Origin of the sequence: Bacteroides sp. MSK.20.82 (assembly GCF_019052485.1) — a bacterium.
Lineage (GTDB): Bacteria > Bacteroidota > Bacteroidia > Bacteroidales > Bacteroidaceae > Bacteroides > Bacteroides thetaiotaomicron.
The window spans coordinates 86,200-106,872 of the sequence record NZ_JAHQUN010000011.1 but is presented as its reverse complement, the minus strand read 5'-3'; the positions used below and the strand labels follow the sequence as shown (position 1 = coordinate 106,872).

Genomic DNA, 20,673 nt, shown 5'->3' with positions numbered 1-20,673 from the left:
AGCGGGAAATCTGAAAAGCACCATTGTCTTTTACAGATTTCCCGCCAGTTTCTTTATGTTACTCTTCCGGTCCTCTCCGACCGGAAATCAACTTCCGAAGATTATCCTCCAAAGTTATCGAACATCAGGTTCTGAGCCGGAACGCCCAGATCGTCGAGCATCTTCTCTACAGCTTTCGACATCGGACCAGGACCACACATATAGTATTCAATATCTTCAGGTGCTTCGTGGTTCTTCAAGTAAGTTTCATAAATTACGTTGTGTACGAAGCCCGGAGTATATTTCACACCGGCAGCATCAGCAGCAGGATCCGGACGGTCGAGTGCCAGATGGAATGTGAAGTTCGGGAAATCCTTTTCAATTTGCAGGAAGTCTTCCAGATAGAATACTTCGTTCAGCGCACGGGCACCATAGAAGTATGACATCTTGCGGTCGGTCGTATGCAATGTTTTCGTCAAGTGCATGATCTGTGCACGCAACGGAGCCATACCGGCACCACCACCGATCCACATCATTTCCTTGTTAGAGTCGAAAATCGGATGGAAGTCTCCATAAGGCCCACTCATTATTACCTTGTCACCCGGTTTCAGCGTAAAGATATAAGAAGAAGCGATACCCGGCATTACATCCATAAATCCGGGACCTTGTTCTTTCGGCTTGAACGGAGGGGTAGCGATACGTACAGTCAGCATGATACGGTCACCTTCTGCAGGATAGTTGGCCATAGAGTAAGCACGGATTGTTTCCTCTTCATTCTTACATTTCAAGCCCAGCAAACCGAATTTCTCCCATGCAGGCAGATATTCTTCACCGATCAGGCTCTTATCAATGTCCTTATCATAATCCATTGAGAATTTAGGTATCTTGATCTGTGCGTAAGAACCCGGGATAAAGTCCATGTGTTCGCCTTTAGGCAATGCCACGATAAACTCTTTGATAAATGTAGCCACATTCTTGTTGGAGATCACTTCGCACTCCCACTCTTTCACGCCGAGTACAGACTCGTCAATCTTGATAGCCATGTCACTCTTCACTTTCACCTGACAGCCCAGACGCCAGTGGTCTTGTTGCTGTTTACGGCTGAAGTGAGGAACTTCAGAAGGCAGGATTTCGCCACCACCTTCGAGTACCTGACATTTGCACTGTCCGCAAGAACCCTTGCCACCACAAGCGGATGACAGGAATACACCGTTTACGGCCAGCGTATTAAGCAATGTGGAACCGGACTCTACTTCCAGTCCTGTTTCGCCATTGATCGTTAGTTTCACGTTACCTGACGGTACCAGAAATTTCTTGGCAACCAGCAAGATAACAACAAGCAACAGAATAACCACAAGGAATACCCCAATGCTTGATAATATTAAATTCATATCCATTGTCTTATTCCTTTCTTTTTAGATGTTCAAACCAGAGAAACACATAAATGCGATTGCCATCAGACCTACAGTGATAAATGTGATACCCAGACCTTTTAGCGGAGCAGGTACATCAGAGTAAGCCATTTTCTCACGGATAGCAGCCAGACCGACGATAGCCAGCAGCCAGCCGATACCCGAACCGAGTGCGTAAGACAGCGCATCCCATACATCACCGATGTATTTCGGATCGCTTGCACCCAGATTGATGCGTTGTTGCATAAACAAAGAAGCACCCATGATAGCACAGTTAACGGCGATCAACGGCAGAAAGATACCCAGTGAAGCATACAGCGACGGGCTGAAACGTTCTACCACCATCTCCACCAATTGCACGATACCGGCAATAACGGCAATGAAAAGAATAAAACTCAGGAAGCTGAGGTCAACACCTTCAATGATAGCGTTGGCAGCCAGCACCTTGGTTTGCAATAAATAGTTCACCGGAAGCGTAACCAGCAACACGAATGTTACGGCTATACCCAGTCCTACGGCAGTCTTCACATTCTTCGATACAGCCAGATATGAGCACATACCCAAGAAGAACGCGAATATCATGTTGTCCACAAAGATGGAGCGGACGAATAAACTTAATAAATGTTCCATATATTTTAATTAAAAATTAAGAATGAAGAATTTCGAGTTTATGAGTGTTACCTTCATTCATCCTTCTTCACCCTTCATTTATATTAATTACTTTCTTCTTGCAGTTCTTTGTGACGTGCACGCTGATACCAGATGATGCAAGCTACGATAATCAATGCCATCGGCGGCATCAACATCAGACCGTTGTTTACATAACCGATATTCTGGATAGGCTCATAATTCAGGATATTGAAACCAAGCAAAGTTCCCGAACCGAGCAGTTCGCGGAAGAAAGCTACGATTACCAGAATCTTGGCATAACCCAAACCGTTACCAACTCCGTCAAGGAATGATTCCCAAGGACCGTTCTGCATGGCAAATGCTTCCAGACGTCCCATCAGGATACAGTTGGTAATGATCAAACCTACATAAACAGAGAGCTGTACACTTACATCGTATGCAAACGCTTTCAGAATTTCACTAACGATGGTAACCAAAGCAGCAACCACTACCAACTGAACGATGATACGGATACGATTTGGAATCGTCTTACGCAACAGTGAAATAACGACATTGGCAAACGCTGTAATCACAGTAACTGAAAGTCCCATCACAATGGCGGGTTCCAGCTTGGCAGTAACAGCAAGTGCAGAACAGATACCAAGCACCTGTACGGTTACCGGATTATCGATTCCCAACGGAGCAGAGAATACTTCTTTATTCTTCTTTGAAAACAGTTGTCCCATATTCTTTATCCTCCTCCTTATTATTTAGTTAAAAAACTTATGTAATTATTCAGACAAGCCTTCAGCATAGCATCCACACCTACCGAAGTGATCGTACCACCAGAGATACCGTCCACTTGGTAATCAGCTTTTTCTACCTTGCCATTCTTAACAACACCCAGAGCAACGGCACCGTTTTCCAGTGTCTTCTTGCCTGCGAATTCGTGTTGGAACCAGTCAGTAGCGATTTCAGCACCCAGACCCGGAGTTTCACTTGCGTGTGAGAAGTATACACCGTAAACTGTGTCTTTGTCCTCGTTCAGAGCAACGTATCCCCAGATACCGCCCCAAAGACCGGCACCGTATACAGGAACCACATATTTAGTCTGACCATCTACATCACATACAAATACGTGCAGACGTTGGTGTTCTTTCACTTCTTTCTCGTAGTTAGTGGCAAACTCACCTGTGTTTTCAGTCAGCGTGCCGTCTACGTTCATCAGCATATCACCTTTTACATATTTCTGATATTCGGCATCAGCATCTTCTACATTTTTAATGTTCAATGCAGCAAGAATCTGCTTTTTAGTGTCCAACTGCACATTCTTGTCTTGTGTAGCTTTCAGTGAAGAACTAACGAATGCCAGCAGGAATGCAACGATAACAACCATTACCGAAGCATAAATGATAGTATAACTATTACTATTTGTATTCATTTTCATTCGGTATTATTGGTTAGACTTAACAGCGCGTTTCTCGCGACGGCTGATATTACTCTGTACTACACAGTAGTCGATCAGCGGAGCGAAGATGTTCATCAGCAGGATGGCGAGCATCATACCTTCGGGATAACCCGGATTCAGTACGCGGATAACGATAGCCATCACACCGATCAGGAATCCGAAGATGTATTTACCTCTTTCCGTACGTGCGGATGTCACAGGGTCGGTAGCCATGAATACGGCACCGAAGCAGAAACCACCCAATACAAGGTGTTCGTACCAAGGCATCTGAGCCATTGTGTTGTTTTCCATGCCGATAGCATTGAATACCCAGGCCATGAATGCACCACCAACGAATACGGAAAGCATCGTCTTCCAGCTTGCAACGCCTGTCCACAGCAGGATAACGGCACCGATCAGAATGGCGATCACACTTGTTTCACCGATAGAACCGGGAATAAGACCTGTTATCATATCCATGTTGAATGCAGGAACCGTGCCCGATGTAGCAGCTTGTCCCAGCGGGGTAGCCACAGTCAGACCGTCTACAGCCTGTCCCATACCAAAAATGGTATCGCCGGATACCCAAACGGCGTCACCGGACATCTTGGTCGGATAAGCGAAGAACAGGAATGCACGGGTGATCAACGCTACGTTGAACACATTCATACCCGTACCACCGAATACTTCTTTTGCAAAGATAACAGAGAATGCAGTTGCTACGGCAAGAATCCAAAGCGGACAGTCTACCGGAACGATCATCGGGATCAGAATACCGGAAACAAGGAATCCTTCCTGAATTTCCTCCTTCTTCCATTGAGCTACGACGAACTCAATACCCAGACCGACAACGTATGATACGATAATTTTAGGCAATACAGCCAGGAATCCGTAGATAAACATTTCGATGAAGCTGCCAGTAGCACCTGTGTGGGTGAAATGCTGGTAACCTACGTTGTACATACCGAACAGCAGCGCCGGTACTAACGAAATAACCACAATCGACATAATACGCTTGCTGTCGATCGCGTCGTGTATGTGCGTTCCCGTTTTCGCAGTCTTGCTGGGCACGAACAGGAATGTTTCGAAGCCGTCGAACACCGACTGGAATGCGTGGAATTTACCGCCCTCTTCAAAGTTCGGCTTTATCTTATCGAGATAATTTCTTAACGCTTTCATTAATATATTACTATTTTACGATTTACAATTTACAATTTGCCATGCGGATTATGCCATTTCAGCACGGAGCATGTCGAGTCCGACACGGACGATGCGTTGGAGTTCCATCTTCGAAGAGCAGACGAATTCGCAGAGTGCGAAGTCTTCGGGAGCCACTTCGTAGATACCCAGCGCTTCCATGCGGTCGATATCACCGGCGATGATCGCTTTAATCAGATATTCGGGCATGATATCCATGGGGAATACCTTATCATATTCGCCGGACATGATCATGTGGCGTTCGCCGCCTTTGATACGTGCATCCAGCGTATATTCCTTTTTGCCCATCAACCAGCTGAAATATGAGTGGTTGGCACTGAACTGGTTGAAGCGCGGCATGATCCATCCGAACATTTCGTGAACGTCATCACCTTCGGGGATTACAGTCAGTTGGCTGTGGAAAGCACCCAGGAATCCGTTAGGAGAAACTTGTTTGCCACTCAGCACGTTACCACTGATGTAGCGCAAATCTTTGTCAGTTGTTACGTTTCCGGCAAATACGTTAGTCAGCAATGCACCTACCTGAAGTTTGCAGTAAGCAGGTTTCAACACTTCGGAACCTGTCACGGCTACTGTGCGGGTGAAATTCACACGGCCTGTATTGAAGAGACGACCGATGAAGATAACGGCTTGCGGATCAATTGTCCACACAGTTTCGCCCTTTGAAACGGGGTCGAGGTGGTTGATCTGAACACCTACGTTACCGGCAGGGTTCGGTCCGTCGAAAGCGGTGATTGTAACGTTCTTAGCCTGTGTCAGTGCAGCGGCTTTCTGTTTCACGCTGATGCTCAGGTAAGTTTTTGCCATTTTGGCGAGGGCATCAAGACCAGTCTGGAAGTTTGCTTCTTCGCCTTTCAGAGCAAATTCGAAGTCGGGAGCCAGCGGATTGGTATCGAATGCGGAAACGAAGATGCCCTTCGGTGTTACCGTCGGGTCTGCAATGATGTCATACGGACGTTGCTTGATAAACGCAAACAGACCTGCTTCAAGAAGCGCGGACTTCACAGCATCTGCATCCATCGAGGATACGTTCTTCTTACCAAATTCTTCGTAGTCCTGCTCTGCGGCAGCTTCCACTACGATGTTCAATACCTTACGGCGAGCACCACGTTCAACGCTCGTCACTACGCCACTCACGGGCGAAACAAATTTCACTTCAGGATGATACTTGTCGATAAACAAGGGTCCACCGGCCATCACATATTCCTGCTCTTTCACAACCACTTTCGGTGTCACTCCAGGAAAATCATCGGGTACGAGTGCGTAAAATCCCGGCTCTTTCACTGTTGTGTACGTCTCAGCAGCTTTACCTTTCAGGTTTATGTCAAGGCCTTTACGTAACTTTATTACATTTGCCATGCTATATAAAATAATGGTTTCATAAAATTTGCCGCAAAAGTAATAAATAATAATGTGATTCGGGAGGAAAAAAGAAAGGAATTACGGAAAAATATCCGTAATTCCTTTTGTGTTCGCACACGTTCTTTAATAAAGTAGGCCGGAAGACCTTGCAGCGTACAAGTCTATGCAGCGTGTTTGTCGGTTGGTTATTCTTCGCCGGCAAACATTGGATCCCATGCCGGCAGGCGGATCGGTTTTTGTTTCAAGACTTCGAGTGCTTTCGGGGTCACGTATTTCGTTTCCACAACGAGACGGAAGGTATATTCGTTGAACCATTCATCTGTCATGATGAGGTGACCTTGATAACCGGCTCCGGCACCCCAACTATTTTCAACCATCCATTTGGTCGGTTTTCCGTTTTTGTCCAGATCGACTGCCATGAGGGTCATGGCGTGACTGGAGCTGCTGGCAAAGCTTTGGATACGCTGCTTCTTGTCCATGCTGAAGGTGGTGCCCATCAATGAGTCGTAATCATAGTTTTTGACGTCGAGCAGACCACGGTCAGAGTTCAGGAACTTGCCGACGTCGCAGGAGTAATACATCATGGTGCTGTCTTTCAGAGAGGCGATGGCCATCTCCTTGATGTCCTCGATCGGGAGGTTGACGTATGTCCAGTTCTTGCCGTCGTAGCGGTGGCGGTCGTAGTCTATTTCATAACATTTGTAGTATTCGCGACTGGGGTCGTTCATGAGCATGACGTAGTTGTCAATCAGCTTTTCGTCACCGTATTTCTTCAGAAAAGAAAGCGGGGTGTAGGTGGCGGTTTCTACAGGCTCGCCTTTGACATTATATTGCGTCCAGGTAAATTCTGTAGGAGGTACGCCCAAGTTCAGGACAAGCATACGGTAAATGGTGCTCAACATTTCCACTTTAGCGTTCTCTATAGCGGCAGGTTTAGCTTTTTTCGAAGCCATGTCACGGAGTTGTAACCCCTGTTCGCGAAGTTTCAGAGCGATCAGATTCGCCATGCGGGCGGTGTTTTCGCTGCTGTTCGTTTCGGGCATCACGTCTTTGGGGACGAGGCCGTATTTGCTTACGATGTCCGCTACTCCGGTGAATGTACCGCCGTCGCTCAACGGATTGCGGAACAGCCATTCCACCATTTTATCGTTCATAGGCTTGTCGCTGGTGTCGATGACGCCTTGAAGGAAAAGGTTGGCCTTTTCCAGTTGGTCGAAAAAGAAAGGATAGGTTTGCGAGAATTCGAAAGAACCCAGATGGTATTTATCGATGGCTTTGGCACGCATTACGTTCAGGCCGGTGAAGAGCCAGCAGCGTCCGGACGATTTCTGGTCGGTGATCCCCTTGGAGTTCACTTTGACAGAAAAATGTGTATCCATCCCCTTCATGTTGTCCTGGTTCAGGGCAAGCTTACGGATGTCGTTGTTGCTGATGGCGTTCCGGATAGCCTTGTCGGTAGAAGTGCCCTGATAACTCTGTTTGATTTGCTGCATCATGTCAGTGCTGATGCCGCCTTTCGCGTCCTGTGCCTGTGCAGAATAGTAAAGGGCACAGCAAACAAAAACTGATAAAATTCGTTTATTCATTATAGATCGTTTATAAATTAACTTTGCCTGTATGCTAATAGTAATCCGTTGGCAATTTCGTTTTACATATTATTAATTGGCAAAAATACGATTCTTTTTTAGATTTATTATCTATGAGAATGAAAACTAATCGAAATAAAATAGTTTCCTTTGCAGCGGATTTCAAGAAAGAATATGAAAAGATATACAATAGGTATATTGATGATGTTTCTATTCATCAATATTTCGTTAGCTCAAACGGCTGACACGGCAGTAAAAAGCGATGAACTGCAAACGACTACAACTTCTGTTGACGAAGTCGGGGTAGCCCCGGCAGATCCCACCCCCACCCTTTCCAAAAAAGAATTGCGACGCCAGCGTGTAGCCAAACGTAATCTACATTATAATATATTAGGTGGCCCCAGCTATACTCCTGACTTCGGATTACTGATCGGCGGTAGTGCATTGATGACGTTTCGGATGAATCCGAGTGATACTACCCAACAACGTTCGGTGGTGCCGATGGCCATCGCCCTGATGTTCGAAGGAGGACTGAACCTGTTCACCAAACCGCAGCTTTTCTTCAAAGGCGACCGATTCCGCATCTTCGGAGTCTTTGCATATAAGAATACACTGGAAAATTTCTACGGCATCGGATACAGCACCAACAAGGACTATCCGCGTGGCGAAGACACCAGCGAATACCGTTATAGCGGTGTGCAGGTGAATCCGTGGTTTTTATTCCGTCTGGGGAAAAGCAACTTCTTTGCCGGTCCGCAGATCGACTTCAATTATGACAAGATCACTAAACCTGCCGCAGGAATGATAGAGCAACCATCGTATATTGCCGCCGGCGGTACGGATCACGGCTACTCTAACCTCAGTTCCGGACTCGGTTTCCTGCTGACGTACGACACCCGTGACGTTCCCGCCAATGCTTATCGGGGAACGTATCTGGACTTTCGTGGGATGATGTACAACAAAGCCTTCGGAAGCGATAATAATTTCTACCGTTTGGAAATAGACTACCGCCAATACAAGACCCTAGGCAAACGTAAAGTATTGGCTTGGACAGTGCAGACAAAGAATGTATTCGGCAATGTTCCATTGACTAAATACGCACTCAGCGGCACTCCTTTCGACCTTCGTGGTTATTATATGGGACAGTTTCGCGACAAGTCATCCCACGTGATGATGGCAGAATACCGTCAGATGATAAATACGGACAAAAGCAATTGGGTGAAGAAGATGCTGAATCATGTAGGCTACGTAGCATGGGGAGGATGCGGCTTCATGGGCCCTACTCCGGGCAAAATCGAAGGTGTACTTCCTAATCTGGGACTCGGTTTACGCATTGAAGTTCAGCCCCGTATGAACGTCCGTCTTGACTTCGGCAGAGACATGGTGAACAAGCAGAATTTATTCTATTTCAACATGACGGAGGCATTCTAAACAAGTATTTGCTCATAATTAACAAGAAAGATGATAAAATGCTTCCATAAGAACATCATTAAATAAAATTAATCCTTATATTTGCGTTGCTATAACACAGCAAAAGCAGATAATAGGGTTAATTTATGAAACAAATCAGATACCTCTTCGGAGGATTACTATTTTTGTTTGCCTCCATCGGAAGCGTAACTGCGCAAGAGGTAAGCGATTACTCAAAACTACAACCAAGTGATTATTCCAGCATTACACTTCCACCGCTGGATCTTCTTTTCGAGAACGCAAAAAGCGCTCCGACCTATGAATTAGCTACAGTAAAAGAACAAATTGAACGGAAGCTTCTGGCAAAAGAGAAGCGTGCCTTCTTAGGCTTTTTCAGTTTACGGGGCAGCTACCAGTATGGTATGTTCGGTAACGAGTCTACTTATACAGATGTAGCAATTGCACCTTACCTGACCTATGCAACACAGGCACAGAACGGATATACAGTAGGTGCAGGAGTCAACATTCCTTTGGACGGTCTCTTTGACTTGACAGCGCGGGTAAAACGCCAAAAACTGAATGTACGTACCGCCCAACTTGAAAGAGAAGTTAAGTTTGAGGAAATGAAAAAGGAAATTATCCTTCTATACGCAACTGCGACCTCCCAATTAAACATTCTTAAACTTAATGCCGAAGCCCTCATGCTTGCTAATGTACAATATAGTATAGCTGAAAAGGATTTCTCGAATGGAGCTATTGATTCGGGAACTTTATCATCTGAAAAATCTCGCCAATCTGACGCACAAGAGAAATTCGAAAACAGCAAATTCGAGTTAAGCAAGAGTTTAATGATACTTGAGTTAGTCACCCACACTCCCATTTTAAGAAACAAATAAACATACATTTATGGAATACATCCTTTATATCAGCAGATTCCTATATCGTATCCGTTGGTGGTTACTAATTGGAACAGCCATTATAACATTTGCTGTTTACTATTTTGGAAAACGCATGATAGGCAAAACATATAACGTAGAGGCAACCCTCTACACTGGTGCTGCTTCCGGCTACAATCTAGAAGGTGGAAATAACAAAGTGGATTGGGCGACAACTCAGAACGCTATGGATAACCTAATGAACATTATCAAGGCTGAAAGTACACTCAAACGGGTATCTATGCGATTATATGCCCGAAGTCTGATCAAAGGTAATCCAAAAGAAGACAATGAATTCATCAAAGCCAGCAATTATAACAGAATATATGAACACCTAAAGAATAGTCCGAACGGGAAAGAAATACTGTCATTAATAGATAAAAACAGCGAAGATAAAACGGTAACCAACTTTTTCAATTACTTGAGACCGACTCAAGCAAACTATCTCTATGGAGTATTCTATTATAATTTGCCCTATTACTCTTATAATGATCTCAGAGCAATCAGAGTAGCGCGTAAAGGTGCCAGCGATCTGATTGAAATAAGTTATACGGCAAGTGATCCGGGTATCGCCTATAATACCATTGACATTCTGACCAAAGAATTTGTAAACGAATACAGTGCAATCCGTTATGGTGAAACAGATAAAGTTATCGAATATTTTAAAAGCGAACTTCAACGCATCGGAAAGGAACTTCGGCTTAAAGAAGACTCACTAACGCAATATAACGTAGAAAAACGTGTTATTAATTATTACGATGAGACCAAAGAAATCGCTGCCATCAACAAAGAGTTTGAGTTACGTGAACAAAACGTACTGATTGCATACAATAGCGCCAAAGCAATGTTAAACGAACTGGAAAAGCAAATGGGCAGCAATGCCAAACATGTAATCAACAATCTTCAGTTCTTGGATAAACTAAATGAAGCCGCTTCGCTTACAGGAAAAATCTCAGAAATGGAAACGATTTCAAGTGATCATCAGAATCAAGAAGCCTCATTACAGGAATATAAGAATCGCTTAAATCAAACGCGCAAGGAGCTTTCCGAGCTTTCAAACAAATATGTAGAGAACAAATATACCAAAGAAGGAATAGCTAAAGAGAACATCATAGAACAGTGGCTTGAAGTAACCATGCAATACGAAAAAGCCAAATCAGACTTACAAATTATACAGCAAAGCCGTATAGACCTCAACGAGAAATACAGACAGTTTGCACCAGTAGGTTCCACTATCAAACGTCAAGAGCGTAACATAACTTTTATAGAGCAAAATTACTTGTCTGTATTGAAAAGCTACAATGATGCCCTCATGCGTAGAAAAAATTTGGAAATGACCTCCGCTGCATTAAAAGTATTAAATGCTCCGGCATATCCGATCAGTGCCATGCCCACTCCTTTGAAAAAAATGGTGATGGCAGCGTGTGCCGGTACCTTCATATTTATTTTGGGGTTCTTCTTAATTCTTGAATTATTAGACCGTACTCTACGCGATTCTATTCGTACACGTCGTTTGATTGGACTTCCGATGTTAGGCGCCTTTCCAAAAGACTCTATTTTAGAGTATCACAATTATGTTGAAGAATCAAAAAGTATAGCTACAAAACAGTTAAGCAATAGTATCCTTCGTTTCTGTCAGCAAAAGAAAGAAGGATTGCCCTACATTATCAATTTTATTAGCACAGAAGGCGGGGAAGGCAAAAGTTATGTGATCGAAGCCCTAAAAAAATACTGGAACAGTATCGGACTTAAAACAAAAGTAATAACATGGAAGTCAGACTTCAGAATTGATTCACGAGAATACAACCTGGCCAAAAGCATTACCGATCTATACACATCAGAGGAAGAAGATATTCTCATCGTTGAATATCCCAATCTGCGGGAAGCTAGCATATCGCTGGAATTACTACAAGAAGCTAATCTAAATATACTCGTAGCCCGTGCTGACCGTGGTTGGAAAGAGACCGATAAGCTTTTGTCAGAAAAGCTAAGTCAACAAGTAGGTAAAACTCCACTTTATGTTTACTTGACACACGCATCCCGCAATGTGGTTGAAGACTACACTGGTATGCTTCCACCATATACACTTTGGAGGAAAATAGTATACCGACTGTCACAATTAGCATTGACAGAAAGTATATTTACGTTCACAAAAAGAAAGAAGCAGCCGGCAACATCAGGAGATGAAGATGACGAATGATAAAGGAAAATACAGTCAATACTTAACAGTAGCCGGTAACTATTTTGCCAATAAAGGATGGGTACATTTACTATTGGCAGGAGGATTGTATATATTATACAAAATGTTCTTTCGTACTTCCCTTCCTTTCTTTCTGACGATTAGTTCATTGCCTTTAATGACAGTTATTTTCTTATTAATTATCAAATATTCAAAGCAAAGTTTCTATACACTTTTCATTCTCCAATTCCTGCTGGCAGCAGCTTATGCAGTGACAGACATACCATTGGGAGTAGCAACATTAATGTGTACATTGTTTGCCGTTGTTTTGCTCTTTGCGTACGGAATGCATGAAAAAATTGACTGGTCGGAAAGTCGTAATGGTATGCTTATGCTTTTTCTGATATGGGGAGTTTATTGCATATTAGAGATAGCTAATCCGAACAATGTTCAGGCAGCATGGAATATCTCCATCACCCATTATCTCATATATCCTATTGTATGTGCTGTCATCGTACCGTTAGCAATCCGTAACATCAAGGGGATTCAGTGGCTTCTAATTATATGGTCTCTTTTCATCCTCTTGGCAGCAGCCAAAGGATATTGGCAAAAAAACTGTGGTTTTAATGAACGTGAGCAGTATTTTTTATACGTTTTGGGAGGAGCAAGAACTCATATTATTTGGTCCGGTATTCGTTATTTCTCATTCTTCAGTGATGCAGCGAACTTCGGCGTACACATGGCTATGGGTGTTTCACTTTTTGGAATTTCACTTTTTTATATAAAAGGTGTATGGCTGAAAATCTATTTTATAATTGTCATTATTGCCGCCATTTACGGAATGGGAATTTCTGGAACACGGGCTGCGATAGCTCTGCCTATCGGTGCTTTAGGGAGTTTCATTATTCTTTCACGCAATCGCAAAGCATGTATTACAGGTATTTCAGTTCTTGCCTTGTTATTCTTGTTTTTTGTATGTACCAATATAGGAGATGACAATCAATATATCCGCAAGATGCGTTCTGCATTTCGTCCTAGCCAAGACGCTTCCTATCAATTACGTGTAGACAATCGAAAGAAAATGAGAGAATTGATGATTCACAAGCCTTTTGGATATGGGATAGGGTTATCCAAAGGCGACCGTTTCTATCCCAAAGAACGTATGCCCTATCCACCGGATTCCTGGTTAGTCTCAGTATGGGTAGAAACCGGAATCATCGGTCTAGTTCTCTACCTGGCTGTTCACGGAGTCCTTTTTGCATGGTGCGGATGGATACTGATGTTCAAGATCATGAACAAACGCCTGCGAGGCTTACTTACTGCCTGGCTCTGTACCGCTGCCGGATTCTATCTGGCAGCCTATGCCAACGACGTGATGCAATATCCCAACTCCATCCCCATATACACAGCCTTTGCCCTCTGCTTCGCAGGACCGTACATTGACAAGCGGATGCAGCAAAGTAAAGAAACAGAACTGAAAAACGAACAATAGATTATGATGAACGAACCTCAAGTCTCCTTTATCACAGTTTGCTACAACGGCTTTAAAGACACTTGCGAATTAATAGAATCGCTGCAAACACATGTACATTCCGTGAGCTATGAAATCATCGTCGTAGACAATGCTTCGCGCGAAGACGAAGCGACTAAAATCAAGGAGCTATATTCCGATATAGTCACCCTGCGGAGCGAGTCTAACCTAGGCTTCTCTGGCGGAAATAATCTGGGGATCAGAGTAGCCAAAGGAGCCTATATCTTTCTGATAAACAATGACACTTATGTTGAATCAGACGGATTCCACTACCTGACAGAGCGACTGGAAAGTCAGAAAAACATCGGAGCCGTCTCTCCGAAGATACGCTTTGCCTTTCCTCCGCAAAACATACAGTTTGCCGGATTCACCCCCCTGTCGGCAATCACTATACGCAACGAAATGACAGGTTTCGGCTGTCCGGACGACGGCACGTTCGACACCCCGCACACGACCCCCTACCTGCATGGGGCGGCACTCATGGTAAAACGTGAAGTCATTGAGAAAGTAGGAGAAATGCCGGAAATATTCTTCCTGTATTATGAAGAAATGGACTGGTGTACACAGATGACAAATGCCGGTTACGAACTATGGTATGAGCCTCGTTGCACCGTCTTCCACAAAGAAAGCCAGAGCACCGGACAGTTCAGCAAGCTACGTACCTTCTACATGACGCGCAACCGTTTGCTCTACACCCGCCGCAACCGGAAAGGTGCTCAACGGCTGCTCTCCATTCTTTATCAATCTACCATAGCTGCCGGAAAAAACAGCCTTCAGTTTGCCGTGAAAGGTCGTTTCGATTTATTTGCCGCAGTATGGAAAGGCGTTGTCAGAAGCTTTTCTGTCACCTCTCCTATCCGATAACCCTTAAAAATGAAAGACCATGTACACCTTTATTGACTGGATTCTCTTTATTCTTCTGGCACTTTGTGTCGGTTATCTGCTGTTCTACGCCATTGCCTCCAAATTCTATCGTCCGCGAAAACTTTCCGAAGCACGTATCCTGCGTCGTTTTCTTGTACTCTTCCCTGCATACAAGGAAGACAGGGTGATCGTCTCCACTATCCGTAATTTCCTCGAACAGGAATACCCCAAAGAAATGTACGACGTTCTTGTCATCTCCGATCAGATGCAGCCGGACACGAATGCTGCCCTACAAACACTCCCCATCTGTTTGCAAGTAGCCGACTATACCAATAGTTCCAAAGCCAAAGCCCTTACGCTGGCAATGAACGTCACTGCCAACGAATCTTATGACGTAGTAGTGATCATGGATGCCGACAATGTAACGACTCCCAATTTCCTCGCAGAAATCAACCGTGCTTTTGAGTCCGGCCTGCATGCCGTACAAGCCCACCGCACAGGAAAAAACATGAATACAGACATCGCTGTTCTGGATGCGATCAGCGAAGAAATAAACAACGGATTCTTCCGTAGCGGGCACAACGCGATAGGATTGTCAGCCGGATTAGCCGGTTCCGGAATGGCATTCGACGTTCATTGGTTCCGCCGAAATGTAGGACATCTGCAAACATCGGGCGAAGACAAGGAGCTGGAAGCCCTGTTGCTAAAACAACGCATTCATATCGAATATCTGGAACAACTGCCTGTATACGATGAAAAAACACAGAAAAAAGAAGGTATCAAAAATCAGCGTAAACGATGGATTGCAGCACAATACGGTGCATTGCGGGCTTCCTTGCCCGATTTCCCGAAAGCACTGATTCAGGGAAATATCGACTACTGCGACAAGATTCTTCAATGGATGCTGCCTCCCCGTCTGATACAACTGGCGGGAGTTTTCGGTTTCACTTTACTCTTTACCGCAATCGGCTTACTAATGAGTCTGCAAAGCGGAGGATATGAATGGTATACAGCCATCAAATGGTGGATACTGTCAGCCGCTCAAGTTGCCGCCATGATCATACCTGTGCCGGGAAAGTTGCTGAACCGGAAATTAGGAAAAGCAATCCTGCAGATTCCGACACTGGCACTGGCAATGATAGCCAATATGTTCCGACTGAAAGGAGCGAACAAAAAGTTTATTCATACCGAGCACGGAGAAGAATAAAGCCTCACCGTGAAAGAAAAGAAAAGGCACAGATGACACGAATTAACACGGATTTGGCTGCGCAGCCTCTCAAATCCGTGTTGGCGTCCGTATCATCCGTGCCTAAAATTTCCCTATGAAAACCGTGCCTGAACCATATTCATTAGCAAGTTTCGTCAAGCCCACTCCTCCTCCGCATCAAAGCACGGACAAGCCTTCACCCATTCCTCCGGCTCAATCTCCCCGTTCCCGTTCAGATCAGGGCTCAGGTCACGATGTCCACACACCCGGCAACCGGGATAATCACGCAACAACGTAAGCACAAGCACATGCATCGAGTGTATCTGCCATTCGGTACGGGTATCGGCAGGCCGCCCGTGACAGTCAAGTCCGCCCTCATAGCAAATACCGATACTTGTCTGATTAAAGCCTTTCGCATGAGCTCCTATCCGTTCAATGGGGCGGGTAGTCTTGATGTCTCCATTTTTCCGGATATAAAAGTGGTAACCAATCCCGTTAAATCCCCGCCGGCGGTGGCACACTTCAAGGTCTGTTTCCGTGAAATCCCTGTCCGCCCTAGAGGCGGAACAGTGGATCACAATCAGGTCAATCTTCCTCATCGACCTGCCCTTTCGTTCGTTTTCCTTTTCTCTTCCTACGGAAGAAAAACAGGATTTCCAATGCAATCTCCAAAATCTTGTCAATCATAACTTTTCATTTTTACAGGTTATTCATTTACAGGTATCACACATTAATGATGCTGATGTACTTACCGGACTAAACGGTAGGATCGGGAGCTTCCTCCTCCCCTCCATCGCCACCGGAACCGGAACCGCTGCCACCGCCACTACCGGAGCCTCCGCCATCACCGTTGCCTCCCGAAGCCGGCGCATTCTTGGAGACAAGTTCGAAGACCATGTTATTGTCCCCGCCACGTGTGGTTGCCGTACTGTCGTTGGCAAGCCGCAGAGCATTATCGACCTTGAAACGAAGGTTGACACGAGTGATATTCCTCACCGTACAGTCCTTTTCCAGTTCCACACCGGGACAAGTAAGCGTGGTATAGAAAATCCCCAAGCCATCAACTTTTACCTTATTCCCCGCTACGAGCACCTTCTTCATCGAACGGACAAAGGATTGCATCACGTGCTCCACATCCTCCACCGAAAGCGAACCGATCGACTCGATCTCACGCGCCAGCGACTCGATAGAATAAAGTTTCGATTCCCCCGGCTTGGGTTTGAGCACATACACCATCGGCGATTTGTCATCACCAATCTTTTTTTTGCGCTGATAGCGCACCACAGACACTGTTGCCATACTGAATTTGTATTAAAGAAAAGAAGGACATTCTCCCTTTCTGTTGGTGAAACAAAGATACGGCAGTGCATCGGCGATTTCCCGGATTACAACGGACTGCACCGGACTATGACGGGATAAAACGGATAAAGACGGATTAAGACAGCATAAAGCAGAATAAAGTGAATTAGAAACAGATTGAAAGCATACTAAAAGCGAATACAAAGTAACCATAAAGCAGATAAAAGCTGAAAAAGCTCCCAACCAACCCCGAATAAACACCCCCCAAAAAGACAAGCAGACAACGTGAATAACAACTAAATAATACAAGCATAAAAGCGACACTTTCATGAGCAACAAATTTGCTAAATCCAGTAAAAAACAGTAACTTTATACCCATTACAAACCCTACAATTAAATCAAAAATGAAAGCAAATACAGATACCCTGCAAAAACAGGAAGAAGAAAAATCCTTCCAATACCGCAGCTACGGAAAAGGAGAACTCGCCATGCTATATATCCCCAACGTCCAGCAACAAAGCGCAGTAGACCGCTTCAACGAATGGATCGAAGCCGCACCCGGACTAAAAGAACGCCTGCTATCCACCGGCATGAATCCCCGAAGCAGACACTACACACCCGCACAAGTACGACTGATCGTAGAGGTGCTGCAAGAACCTTGAAGATAAGTATTAAGTATTGGTGCCAATCAGCAGTTAAAACAAAATAAGAATAGTTCCGGACAAGATACCCGATTAACGTATAAAGCTGTCCGAAAAGTAGATAAATACTATCAACCTATCATTCAGCACACGGAGAAGAATCTCTTCTTTGACTAATATAAAGAGCTGATTCTTCGGCAGACATAGGATGACAGAGCAAAACGATAGCAGACGTTCTCTTTTCGGACAACTCCATTCAATATCATTTTCCGGTTCACTCGGATGAACACGTTGCTTTTCAGCCGTGTCTCTTAATGAAATTTCTGATCTTCTTCGATAAGTTCCTGGCTAAATTTCTCCGGTGCCAAAGGGGTAAAGAGTTCTATAAGATTTTCTTCGGGATCGCGCAGGTACAGGGTACGCATCCCCCAATCGGGCATATCCGTAGGCTCACTGATAAATGTCACGCCTTTTGCTTTCAGTGCGACAAAGGTTTCGTCCACGTTATCCACACTGAATGAGATCATTAATTTTTCACGCATCCCAACAGGCTGCTGCTTATCTGCATTACCTGCCGAAGGCGCCATCCAGTCGGATACAAAAAGGGCGAGACCTTCTATTCCGTCGGCTACTTTAAAACTGGCGTATCCGCTATTCTCATCTCCCCAGGCCGGCTCTAATCCGAGTTGTTCGGTGTAGAATTTGAAGCATCCGGCGAAGTCCTTTACTAATAATCTTACGTTACTAAATCTCATTGTTTACAGATTAATGGTTTATTATTTGTTTCTTAGAATCGAAATGCAAATATAATCATTCTATCGGATGACGTTTCATGAATCCGTATTTACCTCAAAACTGTGCGAAAATAAAGTAAACCGGTATCAAAATGAATCACCATTCAACCAGTGATCCACATCGTTACTCATCCCCCGTGACCTGTTACCCACCACCCTCACCAACTACGATTATTACCTATTACCTATTACTTATTACCTAATACTTATTACCTAATACTTAATACTTATTACCTATTACCTATTCAAACAGCTCCTTCTCCGGCAACCAGCACGAGCTATCATTGACAGTGTTTCTGACCCGTTGTTCCGGTGGGACGGACGGGTCTTGGGACTCTTCGCAGGGGAGGTAACGTCCGCTGACGGGATCGTAGACAAAAGTAGCCACACCACCTGCTCCGAGGTGTTTGAACTTCACTTTTTCGACATAGACACGTGTCACTCCGACCTCCTTGTCACGCTCCACTACCAAGCCGTAATCCGCCTTGTTGAAGAAATCGGCAGACCCGTTTACGTCGTACATATCCGGACGCGGAGTATGGTTTGTCACCGGATTGCGGTTCATCTTTCGGGGGTGCGCCACAAGAATCACCAGACAGTTATATTGCGTGGCAAACTCCGTAAACAGATTCAGAAAATTGGAAAGATACTGCGTTTCCGATTGCCCCGGCGCGGGGGTATGCTCGAAACGGTTGACCGGGTCGAAGACGAAGATGCGGCATCCCCGACGCAGGACAAGTTCACGGGCTTTGGCAAGCACCCGTTCCGGAGTGGCGCTGCCTTTGAGGGCGATGTGACAGACGTTTTCGGCAAGAAACTCTTCCGAACGGAGCAGAAGTCCTTCCGTCATGCCGCAACCGTTTTGAAAACGGCGTCCGGTCAGTTTCTCGATCAACTTGCGGAGATGGTAGACGATAGGATTATTCTCCGGACTGAAAAACGCTATCTTCCACTGATGGCGCATACAGAGGCGCAACACCAGTTCGTCCAGCCATTCCGATTTTCCGGCCCCCGGTATGCCCGTAACGATGACCAGCCGCCTACGTTCGTACGTACAAATCTTATCCATCTCCTCCCAGCCCGTCTCCGCACCGGGACCGAAGCCGTTGTCGAACAATGCCCGCAGATCTTCGTGCAGATCGGCGGCGGTGAAGATGCCTTCAAGAGGGATTTCTTCCGCCTGCTCGATGGCGATACGAAGGCTGTCGATCCCATATTTGACAAGATGTTCATTGGCATCCTTGCAGCCCGGTCCGTAGATGGCCACACGGCAACGTTCGGCACCCAAACGGTTGACCAGTTCGTCACGCAGTTTGAGCCCGGCAGAGTCAGTGTCAACGGCTATGATGATGTCTTTCAGATTCTCGAAGTGTGACTCCATGAAGCGGTCGAGCCACGAAAGGTTCGCATTTGCTCCGGCAGGTACGGAGATCACGCTTTTGAATCCGGCGGCAAGGGAGGACGCGGCATCCAGTTCGCCTTCGTGGATGATACAGGTGTCCTGTCCCAGCACGGAATCGATATTGTAGGGAATCAGTTCGGCTCCCTGCACCATTTTGAAATTTTTGGCACCGCTACGGAATTTGGTGTTGACGAGTTTCCCGTCCTCAAAATAGTTGAAACAGACGCACCGCTCTTTCGTGCCGGATTGCGACATGAACTCTTCCTGCTCCGTGATGCGCAGACCGGCGATGACGGACTGCGGAATGCAACGCGTCTCTACCAGCCAACGCTCCGTAGCTTCGGAAAGCGTCGTCTTCGAAGCGTCGAACACCGGACGGTGGAAATGCTGGGGAACGGCAGATGCCGCACGACGTTTACGGGCAGCCTGTCGCTCGGCTTTCGCACGCTCTTCGGCATCGTCGGGGACGTAGAAGTCGGCTCCGCAATGGTAGCAATGGCAATGTCCTGTGTCGATATTGACCCGCAGCGAACGGTCACGCTTGTTGTGCCTCGTCGGGAGGCATTGCTCGCAAATGGTTTTAACGACACCGCTGGTATGTCTGCGGACATCGACATGATAATTAGCAAAATTTCTCATATTTCTTGTTTCTATTCCTCCCTTTCGAAAAGGAGATTTTAAGTTGTATTAATAATTCAAGTTTCGCAGGTTACCTTTGCGTTATCAAAACTATCTTAATTCCCCTCCTTCAGGAAGGAGGAGAATAAAGGTAGAACCGACTTTTTAGTCAACCCCAAT

General features: G+C 45.4%; 17 protein-coding genes and 1 pseudogene. 7 read left to right on the top strand and 11 right to left on the bottom strand.

Annotated features, from left to right (window positions below):
- Positions 1–101: 101 nt before the first annotated feature.
- The 7 genes and pseudogenes from nqrF to KTR07_RS12425 all read right to left on the bottom strand — a co-directional run bounded on the left by nqrF (position 102) and on the right by KTR07_RS12425 (position 7,613).
- Positions 102–1,376, bottom strand: coding sequence for an NADH:ubiquinone reductase (Na(+)-transporting) subunit F (nqrF, locus tag KTR07_RS12455; RefSeq protein WP_008763481.1), 1,275 nt, complete (start codon positions 1,374–1,376; stop codon positions 102–104).
- Positions 1,377–1,394: 18 nt separating this feature from the next.
- Positions 1,395–2,021 carry an NADH:ubiquinone reductase (Na(+)-transporting) subunit E gene (nqrE, locus tag KTR07_RS12450; protein ID WP_008763480.1) on the bottom strand — a complete coding sequence of 209 codons (627 nt, stop codon included), beginning with the start codon at positions 2,019–2,021 and terminating at the stop codon, positions 1,395–1,397.
- Positions 2,022–2,104: 83 nt separating this feature from the next.
- Positions 2,105–2,746: an NADH:ubiquinone reductase (Na(+)-transporting) subunit D gene (locus KTR07_RS12445; RefSeq protein ID WP_008763479.1), complete on the bottom strand. Its 642-nt coding sequence runs from the start codon at positions 2,744–2,746 to the stop codon at positions 2,105–2,107.
- Positions 2,747–2,766: 20 nt separating this feature from the next.
- Positions 2,767–3,441, bottom strand: a complete 675-nt coding sequence (locus KTR07_RS12440; RefSeq protein WP_008765873.1) for a Na(+)-translocating NADH-quinone reductase subunit C — start codon at positions 3,439–3,441, stop codon at positions 2,767–2,769.
- Between the two features lie 12 nt (positions 3,442–3,453).
- On the bottom strand, positions 3,454–4,626 hold the full coding sequence (locus KTR07_RS12435; protein WP_008763477.1) for an NADH:ubiquinone reductase (Na(+)-transporting) subunit B: 1,173 nt from the start codon (positions 4,624–4,626) through the stop codon (positions 3,454–3,456).
- A gap of 48 nt (positions 4,627–4,674) precedes the next feature.
- Positions 4,675–6,145, bottom strand: a pseudogene (locus tag KTR07_RS12430) (Na(+)-translocating NADH-quinone reductase subunit A).
- Positions 6,146–6,212: 67 nt separating this feature from the next.
- Positions 6,213–7,613 (bottom strand): C1 family peptidase, encoded by a 1,401-nt coding sequence (locus tag KTR07_RS12425; RefSeq protein WP_008765875.1) that lies wholly within the window; start codon positions 7,611–7,613, stop codon positions 6,213–6,215.
- A 201-nt stretch (positions 7,614–7,814) separates the two neighbouring features.
- On the opposite strand from KTR07_RS12425, the gene KTR07_RS12420 reads away from it, so the two are divergent.
- The 6 genes from KTR07_RS12420 (at position 7,815) to KTR07_RS12395 (ending at position 15,739) form a co-directional block, all read left to right on the top strand.
- The gene (locus tag KTR07_RS12420; protein WP_011107637.1) at positions 7,815–9,044 is read left to right on the top strand and encodes a BamA/TamA family outer membrane protein; all 1,230 of its coding nucleotides are present in this window, start codon (positions 7,815–7,817) and stop codon (positions 9,042–9,044) included.
- Positions 9,045–9,169: 125 nt separating this feature from the next.
- Positions 9,170–9,919, top strand: a complete 750-nt coding sequence (locus KTR07_RS12415; protein ID WP_008765877.1) for a TolC family protein — start codon at positions 9,170–9,172, stop codon at positions 9,917–9,919.
- Between the two features lie 10 nt (positions 9,920–9,929).
- Positions 9,930–12,158 (top strand): hypothetical protein, encoded by a 2,229-nt coding sequence (locus KTR07_RS12410; protein ID WP_117981562.1) that lies wholly within the window; start codon positions 9,930–9,932, stop codon positions 12,156–12,158.
- The gene (locus KTR07_RS12405) at positions 12,142–13,629 is read left to right on the top strand and encodes an O-antigen ligase (RefSeq protein ID WP_172556668.1); all 1,488 of its coding nucleotides are present in this window, start codon (positions 12,142–12,144) and stop codon (positions 13,627–13,629) included. The genes KTR07_RS12410 and KTR07_RS12405 overlap by 17 nt, the downstream gene beginning before the upstream one ends.
- Before the next feature lie 3 nt (positions 13,630–13,632).
- Positions 13,633–14,532: a glycosyltransferase family 2 protein gene (locus KTR07_RS12400; protein ID WP_113748519.1), complete on the top strand. Its 900-nt coding sequence runs from the start codon at positions 13,633–13,635 to the stop codon at positions 14,530–14,532.
- 19 nt (positions 14,533–14,551) lie between these two features.
- The gene (locus KTR07_RS12395; protein ID WP_072067275.1) at positions 14,552–15,739 is read left to right on the top strand and encodes a glycosyltransferase family 2 protein; all 1,188 of its coding nucleotides are present in this window, start codon (positions 14,552–14,554) and stop codon (positions 15,737–15,739) included.
- Positions 15,740–15,894: 155 nt separating this feature from the next.
- On the opposite strand, the gene KTR07_RS12390 is transcribed toward KTR07_RS12395, so the two are convergent.
- Positions 15,895–16,338, bottom strand: coding sequence for an N-acetylmuramoyl-L-alanine amidase (locus tag KTR07_RS12390; protein ID WP_008765882.1), 444 nt, complete (start codon positions 16,336–16,338; stop codon positions 15,895–15,897).
- A 157-nt stretch (positions 16,339–16,495) separates the two neighbouring features.
- Entirely contained in the window at positions 16,496–17,038 is a 543-nt protein-coding gene (locus tag KTR07_RS12385; RefSeq protein WP_008763469.1) for an HU family DNA-binding protein, read from the bottom strand.
- Positions 17,039–17,442: 404 nt separating this feature from the next.
- Between KTR07_RS12385 and KTR07_RS12380 the strand changes: the two genes are divergently transcribed.
- The gene (locus tag KTR07_RS12380) at positions 17,443–17,700 is read left to right on the top strand and encodes a DUF4248 domain-containing protein (protein WP_008765886.1); all 258 of its coding nucleotides are present in this window, start codon (positions 17,443–17,445) and stop codon (positions 17,698–17,700) included.
- 290 nt (positions 17,701–17,990) lie between these two features.
- Here KTR07_RS12380 and KTR07_RS12375 read toward each other — a convergent pair whose 3' ends face one another.
- Both KTR07_RS12375 and KTR07_RS12370 read right to left on the bottom strand, forming a co-directional pair.
- A complete protein-coding gene (locus KTR07_RS12375; RefSeq protein ID WP_008763467.1) occupies positions 17,991–18,434 on the bottom strand; it encodes a VOC family protein in 444 nt (147 codons plus the stop codon).
- Positions 18,435–18,714: 280 nt separating this feature from the next.
- Positions 18,715–20,514, bottom strand: a complete 1,800-nt coding sequence (locus KTR07_RS12370) for a bifunctional DNA primase/helicase (protein ID WP_217315425.1) — start codon at positions 20,512–20,514, stop codon at positions 18,715–18,717.
- Positions 20,515–20,673: the final 159 nt, after the last annotated feature.